Genomic DNA, 12,082 nt, shown 5'->3' with positions numbered 1-12,082 from the left:
TGATCGTTCCCACGCGCAGCAAAGGAATGCAGCCCGTGACGCTCCGCGCCACTGGACGCGGAGCGTCCCTAGAGGCATTCCCACGCGGAGCGTGGGAACGATCAGTGTCCAGCCATCAACCTTTAAACACTTCATCCAGCAAGTTATGCATCGACATGAACGCGCGAGCCGCGGTCTTTGCGTCATACATCATTTTGCCCCGCACATTGGCGTGGGGATCGGTGAACGAATGCACCGCGCCGCCGTAGCTCAGCAATTGCCAGTCCACACCAGCGGTGTTCATTTCAGCTTCGAATGCCGGCAGTTGCTCTTTCGGCACCAGCGGGTCGGCAGCGCCATGCAGCACCAGTACCGAGCCCTTGATGTTTTTCGCATCGTTCACGTTCGGCGTATCCAATGTGCCGTGGAACGACACCGCCGCTTTCACCGGCGCGCCCGTACGAGCCAGTTCCAGCGCGCAGCAACCACCGAAGCAGAAACCGAACGTTGCCAGTTTCGAGGTATCGATCGCCGCCTCGCCCTGCCCTTGCAGCTGTTCGAAGGCAGCCTGCATGCGTTTGCGCAGCAAGGCGCGGTCATTCTTCAACGGCATCATTGCTGCGCCCGCCTCGTCGCCGTTCTGCGGCCGAGTCGCCTGACCATAGAGATCCGCGATCAACACCACATAGCCCTTGGAGGCCACCGACTTGGCGATCTCTTCAGCACCGGCACTGACGCCCATCCAGTTCGGCGCCATCAACAGACCGGGGCGCGGGCTCTTATGGTCGGCATCGAAGACTAGACGGCTTTCATACGACTGGCCGTCGATCTGATAGGCGACGGAACGAACAGTGATTTGGCTCATGACTAACTCCCAGTAAAAAGCCCCAGAATGAAAAAACCCGCCGAAGCGGGTTTTTTTACAACGCGGTTAAACCGACAGTTCAACCAGCAGCTTGTTCAGACGGCGCACATAAGCGGCCGGGTCTTTCAAGCTGTCGCCGGCCGCCAGGGCCGCCTGATCGAACAGAATGTGCGACAGGTCGCCGAAGCGCTCGTCGCTCTGCTCGTTGTCGAGTTTCTCGATTAGCGGGTGAGCCGGGTTGAATTCGAAGATCGGCTTCGAATCCGGAACCTTCTGACCGCTGGCTTCCAGGATCTGGCGCATTTGCAGGCCCAGGTCCTGCTCACCGATGGCCAGAATCGCCGGGGAATCGGTCAGGCGGTGGGAAACCCGCACTTCAGCGACGGATTCACCCAAAGCGGTCTTGAGACGCTCAACCAGGCCTTCTTTGGACTTGGCGACTTCTTCCGCGGCTTTCTTGTCTTCTTCCGAATCCAGGTTGCCGAGGTCCAGGTCACCGCGTGCCACATCGACAAAGCTCTTGCCATCAAAGTCGCTGAGGTAGCTCATCAGCCACTCGTCGATGCGGTCGGTCAGCAGCAGCACTTCGATGCCTTTCTTGCGGAAGACTTCCAGGTGGGGGCTGTTTTTGACTTGTGCGTAGGTTTCGCCAGTCAGGTAGTAGATCTTGTCCTGACCTTCCTTGGCGCGGGCCAGGTAGTCGGCCAGACCTACAACCTGCTCGCCATCATCGCCCTGAGTGGACGCGAAACGCAGCAGGCCAGCAATTTTTTCTTTGTTGGCGAAGTCTTCAGCCGGGCCTTCTTTCATGACCTGACCGAAGTTCTTCCAGAAGCTCTTGTATTGCTCAGGCTCGCTCTTCGCCAGTTTTTCCAGCATGTCCAGAACGCGCTTGGTCAGCGCCGACTTCATGGAATCGATGATCGGGTCTTTCTGCAGGATTTCCCGCGACACGTTCAGCGACAGGTCGTTGGAGTCGACAACGCCTTTGATGAAGCGCAGGTACAGTGGCAGGAACGACTCGGCCTGATCCATGACGAACACACGCTGCACGTACAGCTTCAGGCCTTTCGGCGCTTCACGCTGGTACAGGTCGAATGGAGCACGGGTCGGCACATAAAGCAGCGAGGTGTACTCGAGCTTGCCTTCGACCTTGTTGTGGCTCCAGCTCAGCGGGTTTTCGAAATCGTGAGCGACGTGCTTGTAGAACTCCTGATACTCCTCGTCTTTCACTTCAGTGCGAGGGCGAGTCCACAGGGCGCTGGCGCGGTTGACGGTTTCCCATTCAACGGCAGGCTTCTCTTCACCTTCAACGGCTGCCACTTCTTTCGGCAACTCGATCGGCAAGGCGATGTGGTCGGAGTACTTCTTGATGATATTGCGCAGACGCCAGCCATCGGCGAACTCGTCTTCACCGGACTTCAGGTGCAGAACGATGCGAGTACCACGGTCGGCTTTCTCGACGGTGGCAATTTCGAATTCGCCTTCGCCCTTGGACGACCAGTGCACGCCTTCGCTGGCAGCGAGGCCGGCACGGCGGCTGAATACGTCGACTTTATCGGCGACGATGAAGGCCGAGTAGAAACCAACACCGAATTGACCGATCAGGTGCGAGTCTTTTTTCTGATCGCCAGACAGGTGTTTCATGAAATCGGCAGTGCCTGACTTGGCGATGGTACCCAGATGGGTGACCGCGTCGTCACGGCTCATGCCGATGCCGTTGTCTTCGAGGGTGACGGTTTTAGCGTCTTTGTCGAAGCTCACACGGATTTTCAGTTCAGCGCCGCCTTCCAGCAATTCAGGCTTGGCCAGCGCTTCAAAGCGTAATTTGTCGACAGCGTCAGAGGCGTTCGAGATCAATTCGCGAAGGAAAATTTCCTTGTTGGAATACAGCGAATGGATCATGAGGTGCAGCAGTTGCTTCACCTCGGTCTGGAAGCCCAGGGTTTCCTTTTGAGTTTCCACACTCATGGTCATCAAACTCCAATCAGATGGCAGTGGCCGCGACCTTGAGGGTCGGCGGCGGGTTGTCCTCAGAGTTGGGGGCTGAGATCAGGATTTCAAGGGCTCTTCAATTTTGAAGTGAGCGCGGGCCGTGGCAATGGGCTCGGCTTCAGTGCTTTGCCAGGCGGTAATTGCCACGTTTGCCACTCGGCGCCCCTGTCGGCACACCTGGCATCTGGCCCAGGTATCGCGAAACTGCCCCGCGCGCAGGTAGTCGAGGGAGAAGTCGATAATCTTCGGCACGCCGGGCGAGCCGGTGAAAATCAGCAGGTGCAGTGCCGCCGAGAGTTCCATGAAGCCGGCAATCACCCCGCCATGAATCGCTGGCAATAAAGGATTACCAATGTTGTCTTTGTTGGCCGGCAGACGAAACAGCAGGTCATCCCCGACACGCGAACATTCAACACCGATCAGTCTGGCGTAAGGGATCAGTTGCAGCAGAGAGGCGTAGTCGCCCTGCGCATGGGCCTGTTGAAGTTGCTCCTTGAATGTGTCGGTCATTTCGCAACTCCAGTAAGGGCACCGGCAATGACACCGCCAAACCCTTTGGTGCCTTTGATGCCCTTGCCCATGCGCATGAAGGTGCCCACCACATGGGCAATGGGCTGTTCGGGGTCATCCTGATAGGCAAAACCGCGCGCAAAGATCACGTCGGTGGTCACTCGGTAGCATTGGGCGAAGCCGTATACGTCCTTGTGCGGTTCGGCGGCGTGCATGTAGTCGATGCGCAAGTCGAGCGTCGGGCAGACTTCGAACTCGGGCAGCACGCAAAGGGTGGCCATGCCGCAAGCAGTGTCCATCAGCGAGGTCAGCGCACCGCCATGAATCACCCCGGTTTGCGGGTTGCCGACGATCTGCGGGCTGTACGGCAAAATCACCGTCAGCCCTTCGCTGCTGGCGCTGTGAACACGCATGCCGAGTACCTGACAATGGCGCAATGCCGACAGAAAGCGCGTCGCACGCTCAAAAACGGGGTTTTCGGCCATTTGATAAACGCTCCTTAGTGTCCGGGAAAAGTAGCAGGCCAAGGGGTAAAAGTTCCGTGGCAAAACAAACTTATATATCTGTGTGATTTGAGGAACTTAACCCTGATCGCCATGCTCGAAAGGCCAGTAGATATTTTCCATAAGGAGAAACACCCCATGCGTAAGACTTTAGCTATTGCCTTGATGTTGACCGCTTCCCTCGGTCTCGCTGCCTGCGATAAAAAATCCGAGGACAAAGCTCAAGATGCCGCCAAACATTCTGAACAAGCTCAAGAAAAAATGAGCGAAGCTCAGGATAAAGTGAACGAAGCCGCAAAAGAAAACGCCGAAGCTGCCAAAGCTCAGGCCGAATCGAACGCAGCAGCGACAAAAGAAGCCGCGCCAGAAGCACCTAAAAACTAAAAGCGTTTTTAGTGATAAAAGAAAACCCGCCAAGTGCGGGTTTTCTTTTATCTGCGGCTTTTGTTTTTCAATGCGGCATTAGACCAAAATCGTCCTAAAAGTCGGACTAATCATCAGCAACAACGAACACACTAAACCCACAAACCACACCAGACTGCGCTGCCAGGCCAGATCTGCCCAATAGCACAGCAAGTAAATGATGCGCGCGATCACAACGATGATTGCCAGCGTATCGATCAGCCATCCCGCCGTCTGCGTGGTGTGCGCCATCAACACCCCGACCGCGAACAATAAGAACGCCTCGAAACTGTTCTGGTGCGCCGCCAATGCCCGGGCACCAAAGCCGGTAAGTTGCGCCTGCTGCTGGCGCGGCAGGTGATTGTTGTAACCACCCTGCTCGCTCATGGCTTTGGCCACCGGAATCTTTGCCACGTAAATCAACAATGCGCTGATAAACACACACCAGAACGGAATACTCATCAAGCAGCTTCCTTGTTTGCTTCAGGCAATGGCGCCTCTGTAGGGGTATAGACCATCACATCAAGAACATCGGAGTGAAACTCGCGGCGATACAACACCAGCACGACGCCGGCACTCATCAACATGAACAACCAGGGGCTGACGAACCACGCCAGCATGGTCATGCCAAAGTAATAGGAACGCAGACCGAAGTTGAACTGGTTGGCCGCCATGGAGATGACACGGGCGGCTCTGGAAGCAAAGGCTTTGCGCTCTTGCTCGGATACATGGCGCTCGCCGATCATCGGTGCCGAGCCCACGAGAATGGCCGCAAAGTTGTACTGACGCATGCACCAGCTGAAGGTAAAGAACGCATAGACAAACACCAGCGCTAGGCACAACAACTTGATCTCCGACATGCCTTGGGAGGCCTGTTGCACCATCGGGATATCCGCCAGTAACGATACGGCTCTGTCGGACGCACCCAATACCGTGAGAATACCGGCCAGGATAATCAGCGTGCTGGAGGCGAAGAACGAGGCATTGCGCTCCAGGTTACCGATCACACTGGCATCGGCAATACGGTTGTCGCGCAACAGCATGCGGCGCATCCAGTCTTCGCGATACAGGTGCAACACGCTGGCCAGGCACGCGGTGTCGCGGCCCTTCCACGTTGCGTAACGGGTGTAGCCACCCCAGCAGACGACAAACCAGAGCGCGGCGAGGATGTGGATCAGATTGGCGTGGATGAACGACATGCAGGTCCTTGTGATGTGATTTGGCAATGCTTCGACGTTAGCGCAAGGAAAAAGACACCGCATCCCACCCATAAAAATCTATGGTCACCCCCATTTTTGCAATACTGATTAATGGGTGAAGTGGTTGGCTTGCTTAAATCTATCCGGCGTCGATCCAGGGCATGCCCCGCGCCACGATGAGAGTCGCGCCTGACGATCCTGAAAAATGCCGCGGCTTCTGAAGCCGATTTTTATGTCAGGTTCTTCGTCAGGCCGGTGGGCCGTTCACGTCATCCGTTGTTCAGCTATCGCAAAACCTGAAGGGTGATTCGTGGTACTGCAACAACCGCAGGGTCAGGCGTTCAGCGCGTCTGGCCCTGCTTCATATTGCGTATGGTGAGCCGCTAGCGCCCACGCGATCCGCGCCAGCTTGTTAGCCAGGGCGCAGGCCACCACGTTCGAGTGTCGTCGCCCAAGCAATGAGCGCACCCAGTCGGCCAGAGCCCCTTTCTGGTGTTCTAGCCTCTGCATATAGACCCGAGCACATTGAACCAGCAACTGCCTGAGATGCTTGTCGCCGCGCTTGCTGATGCCCAGCAAATTAGCCCTGCCGCCGGTGCTGTACTGCCTGGGCACCAAGCCCACGGAGGCGGCGAAGTCACGGCTGCATTTGTACTGTTGGCCATCGCGCACCTCTACAGCCAGCAGGCTGGCGGTGATCGGCCCGACACACGGCAAGCTCAGCAAGCGGCTGCCGAGATCATCGTCGGCCAGTTGGCTTGCCAGCTCTTTATCCAGCGCCTTGATCTGTTCATCCAGATAACAGAAATGCTCATGCCCCATGGCCATCAGCTGGCGAGCGACGAAATGCGCGCCGGCACAAGCTTCCATCACCACGGTACAGGCCGGCAGATTGCCGAAAAGCGTCATCATTTGTTGACGCGAGAGCTTCTTGCGAAACACCTCTCGGCCCAATTTGTCTTGGCCGTGCAGGTGGAAACTGTGTTTACCGAGATCGATCCCGATCAGCGCTGACTCGCTCATGATGATGGCCTCCGAAAACAAAACACCCTGCGAAAGCGTAGCCCTCGCAGGGTGTGGGGGTGACCATCTCATTAATGCCCCGTATCGATTGATACGGGGCATTTCTATTTTTTGCCAGGAAGCAGATCAAGGCCCGCTTGTGGCGGGCCATGAAGCAGCTTAAGCCAGCGCTTCGGCGCGCTTGCCCAGCAGACGGTCACAAACCACCGCAACCACCAGGGTCATGACCGATGGCACCAGCCACGCCAGACCTTGTTCGCTCAGCGGCAGGTGAGTCAGTTGAGTCGGCATCCAGTCGGCCAGACCGGCGCCTTTGAGGGCATCAATCAGGCCGAAGATGAACGACACCAGCATCACCGGACCGACAATACGGCCCTGCTCATGCCAGAAGTCCTTGCAGAAGCTCAGGGCTACCAGGGCGATGCACGGCGGGTAGATGGCGGTCAGCACCGGGATCGAGAAAGCAATCAGCTTGGTGAGGCCCAGGTTGGACACCAACAGGGAGAACGCAGCCAGGATGATCACCAGCGTCTTGTAGGACAGTGGCAGTACACGGCTGAAGTATTCGGCACAGGCACACGTCAGACCAACCGCTGTTACCAGGCAGGCCAGGGAGATCAGCACCGCAAGGAAACCGCTGCCCAACGAACCAAATGTGTGCTGAACGTAAGCGTGCAATACCGCCGCGCCGTTGGTAGCACCGGCGGCCACTTCATGGCTGCCCGAACCGAGACGGAACAGACTGACGTAAACCAGCGCCAGCCCCACGCCGGCAATCAGCCCTGCAATGATCGCGTAACGGGTGATCAACGCCGGCGATTCCACGCCCCGGGAACGAATGGCGTTGACAATGACGATGCCGAAAACCAGCGCACCCAGGGTATCCATGGTCAGGTAACCATTGATAAAGCCTTGGGAGAACGGTGCCGCGACATATTCAGGTGTGGCCACGCCGATATCACCAGCCGGCAACGCGAACGCAGCGATGCCGAGGACGGCCAGGGCGATGATCTTCAGCGGTGCAAGGAAACGTCCTACCGTGTCCAGCAGACGGCCCGGATAGAGCGAGATGAAGAACACCAGCAGGAAGTACACCGAGCTATAGAGAAACAGCGCCAGCGGGCTCTCGCCGGTCAGCGGCGCCAGGCCCACTTCGAACGACACGGTCGCGGTGCGCGGCGTCGCGAACAATGGGCCAACAGCGAGGTAGCACGCGGCTGCCAGCAAGCCACCGGCGACTTTACCGATCGGGCTGCTCAAGGCATCCATTGCACCACCGACCTTGGCCAGGGCAACAACGGTGATCACCGGCAAACCAACCGCGGTGATCAGAAAACCCAGCGCCGCCATCCAGACATTAGGCCCGGACTGCAAACCGACGATAGGCGGGAAGATGATGTTGCCAGCCCCGACGAACAGAGCAAACGTCATAAAACCCAGTGCCAGGATGTCCTGGCCTTTCAACACTTTCATCAAGGAAATACCACACTACTGAATCGGAATTTAGAGAGGGATTTCCCTTATGGGTGAGGGAAATGCTGTCGGCCCGTATAGGACTAACCCGTTTAGCGCGTCGCTGCCTTGTGGGCCGCGGACGCAAAAATGGCTGCTAGCCTAACGAATTTGCACGACAAACGCACTGTTACAGGGCGAACTATCCGATACGCGACATTTCAATGTCGCGTTTACATATCTAATTTTCCTACCTCGGCACAGATCATTCCCACGCTGCGTGGGAATGCATCCCGTGACGCTCTGCGTCACATTCAAAGGCGGAACGCGGAGCGTCCCTGGCGGCGTTCCCACGCAGCGCGTGGGAACGATCACCCGGAAACGACAAAGGCCACCCGAAGGTGGCCTTTGTTTGGTGAAGCGTCAGTTAAGCGCGAGGCTTACTTGACGGCCCAACCGGTCAGCTCGGCCAGGGCCTTGCCGATGTCTGCCAGCGAACGCACGGTTTTAACGCCTGCGTCTTGCAGTGCAGCGAATTTCTCGTCTGCAGTGCCTTTGCCGCCAGAGATGATTGCGCCAGCATGGCCCATGCGCTTGCCCGGAGGAGCAGTCACACCAGCGATGTAGGAAACAACTGGCTTGGTCACGTGTGCCTTGATGTAGGCAGCCGCTTCTTCTTCAGCCGAACCGCCGATCTCGCCGATCATCACGATCGCTTCGGTCTTCGGGTCTTCCTGGAACAGCTTCAGGATGTCGATGAAGTTCGAACCCGGGATCGGGTCACCACCGATGCCGACGCAAGTCGACTGACCGAAACCGGCGTCAGTAGTCTGCTTCACAGCTTCGTAGGTCAGGGTGCCGGAACGGGAAACGATACCGACCTTGCCTGGCAAGTGAATGTGACCTGGCATGATGCCGATCTTGCATTCGCCTGGAGTGATCACGCCTGGGCAGTTAGGACCGATCAGGACTACGCCCAACTCGTCGCACTTGACCTTGGCATCCAGCATGTCCAGGGTAGGAATGCCTTCAGTGATGCAAACGATCAGCTTGATGCCGCCGAAGGCTGCTTCCAGGATGGAGTCCTTGCAGAAAGGAGCTGGAACGTAGATCACGCTGGCGGTGGCGCCAGTGGCAGCTACAGCGTCTTTCACGGTGTTGAACACTGGCAGACCCAGGTGTTCGGTGCCGCCTTTACCAGGCGTTACACCACCAACCATCTTGGTGCCGTACTCGATGGCTTGCTGGGTGTGGAAACTACCTTGCGAACCGGTAATACCCTGGCAGATAACTTTGGTGTCTTTATTGATCAGGACGCTCATTATTTGCCCTCCGCAGCTTTAACGACTTGTTGAGCAGCGTCGGTCAGGCTGGTAGCAGCGATGATGTTCAAACCGCTTTCTGCCAGTACTTTAGCGCCCAGCTCAGCGTTGTTGCCTTCAAGGCGAACAACAACCGGGATTTTCACGCCGACTTCTTTCACAGCGCCGATGATGCCTTCGGCAATCATGTCGCAACGAACGATGCCGCCGAAGATGTTGACCAGTACTGCAGCGACGTTAGTGTCGGACAGGATGATCTTGAACGCTTCGGTAACGCGTTCTTTGGTAGCACCGCCGCCCACGTCGAGGAAGTTGGCTGGTTTGCCGCCATGCAGGTTGACGATGTCCATGGTACCCATGGCCAGGCCAGCACCGTTGACCATGCAACCGATGTTGCCTTCCAGCGCTACGTAGTTCAGTTCGAACTTGGCAGCGTGCGCTTCGCGCGGATCGTCTTGCGACGGATCGTGGAAAGTCTTCAGCTTAGGCTGACGGTACATGGCGTTGGCGTCGATGTTGATCTTGGCATCGAGGCAATGCAGATCGCCGTCAGCCTTGATCACCAGCGGGTTCACTTCCAGCAGAGCCAGGTCGTGATCCTTGAACAGCTTGGCTAGACCTACGAAGATCTTGGCGAACTGAGCAACTTGCTTGCCTTCCAGACCCAGCTGGAATGCCAGCTCGCGACCCTGGAATGGCTGAGCGCCAACCAGTGGATCGATAGTGGCCTTGAGGATTTTCTCAGGGGTGTCGTGAGCGATTTTCTCGATGTCCACGCCACCTTCGGTGGAAGCCATGAACACGATGCGACGGCTCGAACGGTCAACGACAGCGCCCAGGTACAGCTCTTTAGCGATATCAGTGCACGATTCAACCAGGATCTTGGTGACTGGCTGACCATTGGCATCAGTCTGGTAAGTCACCAGACGCTTGCCCAACCACTGTTGAGCGAATGCTTTGGCGTCTTCTTTGCTGCGAACCAGCTTTACGCCGCCCGCTTTACCGCGACCACCAGCGTGGACCTGGGCTTTGACAACCCACTCGCTGCCGCCGATTTTGTCGCAAGCTTCTGCTGCTGCTTCCGGGGTGTCTACTGCGTAGCCGGTGGAAACTGGCAGGCCGTACTCAGCGAACAGCTGCTTACCCTGATACTCGTGAAGATTCATGCTTATTACCGTCTTCGTTAGGTACTGCGCATTCGGTGCTGCACTTGTTCAAGTGCCGCACCACCTGTGACTGCTGCTTGCGTAGCAGAGCTACGCAAGACTGCGTCCAGCGGACATTCCGCGGTGAGTCTTGCATGCAAGGCTCACGACGGGCCGTACCGCCGTGGTTTCTTATTGTCTTAACGCTTCTTGCGGTTGGCGATGTGGATGGCGCCGCCATTCACAGCCAAAGCTGCTTCGTGCAAGGCTTCAGACAGGGTCGGATGGGAGAAAACCATCATGCCCAGGTCTTCAGCGCTGGTGCCGAATTCCATACCGATCGCGCCCTGCTGAACCAGTTCTGCAGCGCTCGGGCCAATCACGTGGACGCCCAATACGCGGTCAGTCTTGGCATCGGCAATGACTTTCACGAAACCGCCGGTGTCGTTGGCTGCCATGGCACGGCCACTGGCTGCGAACGGGAAGGTGCCAACGTTAACTTCAACGCCTTCAGCCTTCAAGGCCTGCTCGGTTTTGCCGACCCACGCGATTTCCGGGTGAGTATAAATAACCGAAGGGATCAAGTCATAGTTCATCTGGGCTTTATGGCCCTTGATGCGCTCAACGACCATGATGCCTTCTTCCGAGGCCTTGTGTGCCAGCATCATGCCGCGAACCACGTCACCGATGGCGTAAACGCCCGGTACGGTGGTAGCGCAGTGATCGTCAACGTGCACGAAACCGCGCTCGTCCAGGGTCACGCCGCAATCAGCAGCCAGCAGATCAGTGGTCACCGGACGGCGACCAACGGCTACGATCAGCTTGTCGAAAGTGATGTTCTGTTCGCCGTTGGCATCGGTGTAGTTCACAACGACTTCGTCGCCGTTCACTTTGGAACCGGTAACGCGAGCACCCAGCTTGATGTCCAGACCTTGTTTGGTCAGGGTTTTCAGCGCTTCCTTGGAAACGGCAGCGTCAGCGGCCATCAGGAAGGTGTCCAGCGCTTCGAGAACGGTCACTTCTGCGCCCAGACGGGACCAGACCGAACCCAGTTCCAGACCGATCACGCCAGCGCCAATCACGCCCAGACGTTTTGGCACCGATTGGAATTCCAGCGCGCCAGTCGAATCGACGATCACATTCTGGTCGACCGGAGCCGGTGGAATGTCGATCGGACGCGAACCTGGAGCCAGAATCACGTTCTCGGCTTCAATGATTTCTACCGAACCGTCAGGCTTGGTGACTTCGACTTTCTTGCCGGCCAGCAGTTTGCCGTGGCCCTGGATCGAGGTCACACCGTTGGCTTTGAACAGGGTCGCAACGCCGGAGGTCAGGCCTTTTACGATGTTGGCTTTACGGCCGACCATCGCTGCCACGTCCATGGTCACGCCAGCGTGGTTGATACCGTGGATTGCGAAGCCGTCTTGGGCTTCGTGGAACTTCCAGGAGCTGTCCAGCAGCGCCTTGGATGGAATGCAGCCGACGTTCAGGCAAGTACCGCCGAGGGCAAGTTTGCCTTCCTTGTCGGTGTATTTCTCGATGCAGGCAGTGGAGAGGCCCAGTTGCGCTGCTTTAATGGCAGCCACGTAGCCGCCAGGGCCCGCGCCAATCACTACCACGTCGAATTTCTGAGTCATGTGTCATTCCTTCTCGAATCAAACCGGACGGCCCCTTTTGGGGACCGTCG

12 protein-coding genes are annotated in these 12,082 nt (G+C 57.2%); 1 reads left to right on the top strand and 11 read right to left on the bottom strand.

Going from position 1 to position 12,082, the window contains the following annotated elements:
* Nucleotides 1–115 precede the first annotated feature (115 nt).
* From PSH97_RS08385 to PSH97_RS08370, 4 genes are all read right to left on the bottom strand, one after another.
* Nucleotides 116–844: a dienelactone hydrolase family protein gene (locus PSH97_RS08385; protein ID WP_305448819.1), complete on the bottom strand. Its 729-nt coding sequence runs from the start codon at nt 842–844 to the stop codon at nt 116–118.
* A 66-nt stretch (nt 845–910) separates the two neighbouring features.
* On the bottom strand, nt 911–2,815 hold the full coding sequence (gene htpG, locus PSH97_RS08380; protein WP_305448818.1) for a molecular chaperone HtpG: 1,905 nt from the start codon (nt 2,813–2,815) through the stop codon (nt 911–913).
* 81 nt (nt 2,816–2,896) lie between these two features.
* A complete protein-coding gene (locus tag PSH97_RS08375; RefSeq protein WP_305448817.1) occupies nt 2,897–3,349 on the bottom strand; it encodes a PaaI family thioesterase in 453 nt (150 codons plus the stop codon).
* Nucleotides 3,346–3,834, bottom strand: a complete 489-nt coding sequence (locus PSH97_RS08370) for a PaaI family thioesterase (protein WP_305448816.1) — start codon at nt 3,832–3,834, stop codon at nt 3,346–3,348. Before PSH97_RS08370 ends, PSH97_RS08375 begins: the two co-directional genes overlap by 4 nt.
* Nucleotides 3,835–3,990: 156 nt before the next feature.
* Between PSH97_RS08370 and PSH97_RS08365 the strand changes: the two genes are divergently transcribed.
* Nucleotides 3,991–4,236 (top strand): hypothetical protein, encoded by a 246-nt coding sequence (locus PSH97_RS08365; protein WP_305422562.1) that lies wholly within the window; start codon nt 3,991–3,993, stop codon nt 4,234–4,236.
* A 78-nt stretch (nt 4,237–4,314) separates the two neighbouring features.
* Here the strand turns inward: PSH97_RS08365 and PSH97_RS08360 are convergent, their stop codons facing one another.
* The 7 genes from PSH97_RS08360 to lpdA all read right to left on the bottom strand — a co-directional run bounded on the left by PSH97_RS08360 (nt 4,315) and on the right by lpdA (nt 12,032).
* A complete protein-coding gene (locus tag PSH97_RS08360; RefSeq protein ID WP_305448815.1) occupies nt 4,315–4,716 on the bottom strand; it encodes an MAPEG family protein in 402 nt (133 codons plus the stop codon).
* Complete coding sequence (locus PSH97_RS08355; RefSeq protein WP_048394339.1) at nt 4,716–5,453, bottom strand: DUF599 domain-containing protein; 738 nt, start codon at nt 5,451–5,453, stop codon at nt 4,716–4,718. Before PSH97_RS08355 ends, PSH97_RS08360 begins: the two co-directional genes overlap by 1 nt.
* Nucleotides 5,454–5,786: 333 nt before the next feature.
* The gene (locus tag PSH97_RS08350; RefSeq protein ID WP_305448814.1) at nt 5,787–6,476 is read right to left on the bottom strand and encodes an IS110 family RNA-guided transposase; all 690 of its coding nucleotides are present in this window, start codon (nt 6,474–6,476) and stop codon (nt 5,787–5,789) included.
* Between the two features lie 159 nt (nt 6,477–6,635).
* Nucleotides 6,636–7,949 carry a branched-chain amino acid transport system II carrier protein gene (gene brnQ, locus PSH97_RS08345; protein WP_305448813.1) on the bottom strand — a complete coding sequence of 438 codons (1,314 nt, stop codon included), beginning with the start codon at nt 7,947–7,949 and terminating at the stop codon, nt 6,636–6,638.
* 419 nt (nt 7,950–8,368) lie between these two features.
* Complete coding sequence (sucD, locus tag PSH97_RS08340) at nt 8,369–9,250, bottom strand: succinate--CoA ligase subunit alpha (protein ID WP_007919877.1); 882 nt, start codon at nt 9,248–9,250, stop codon at nt 8,369–8,371.
* Nucleotides 9,250–10,416, bottom strand: a complete 1,167-nt coding sequence (gene sucC / locus PSH97_RS08335) for an ADP-forming succinate--CoA ligase subunit beta (RefSeq protein ID WP_007919879.1) — start codon at nt 10,414–10,416, stop codon at nt 9,250–9,252. The genes sucD and sucC overlap by 1 nt, the downstream gene beginning before the upstream one ends.
* A gap of 179 nt (nt 10,417–10,595) precedes the next feature.
* Nucleotides 10,596–12,032: a dihydrolipoyl dehydrogenase gene (gene lpdA, locus PSH97_RS08330; protein WP_305448812.1), complete on the bottom strand. Its 1,437-nt coding sequence runs from the start codon at nt 12,030–12,032 to the stop codon at nt 10,596–10,598.
* Nucleotides 12,033–12,082 lie beyond the last annotated feature (50 nt).

The sequence above is a fragment of the Pseudomonas cucumis genome, from assembly GCF_030687935.1.
GTDB classification, from domain to species: Bacteria; Pseudomonadota; Gammaproteobacteria; order Pseudomonadales; family Pseudomonadaceae; genus Aquipseudomonas; species Aquipseudomonas cucumis.
The sequence above is the reverse complement of the archived record's forward strand: the minus strand, read 5'-3'. Positions and strand labels throughout refer to the sequence as shown.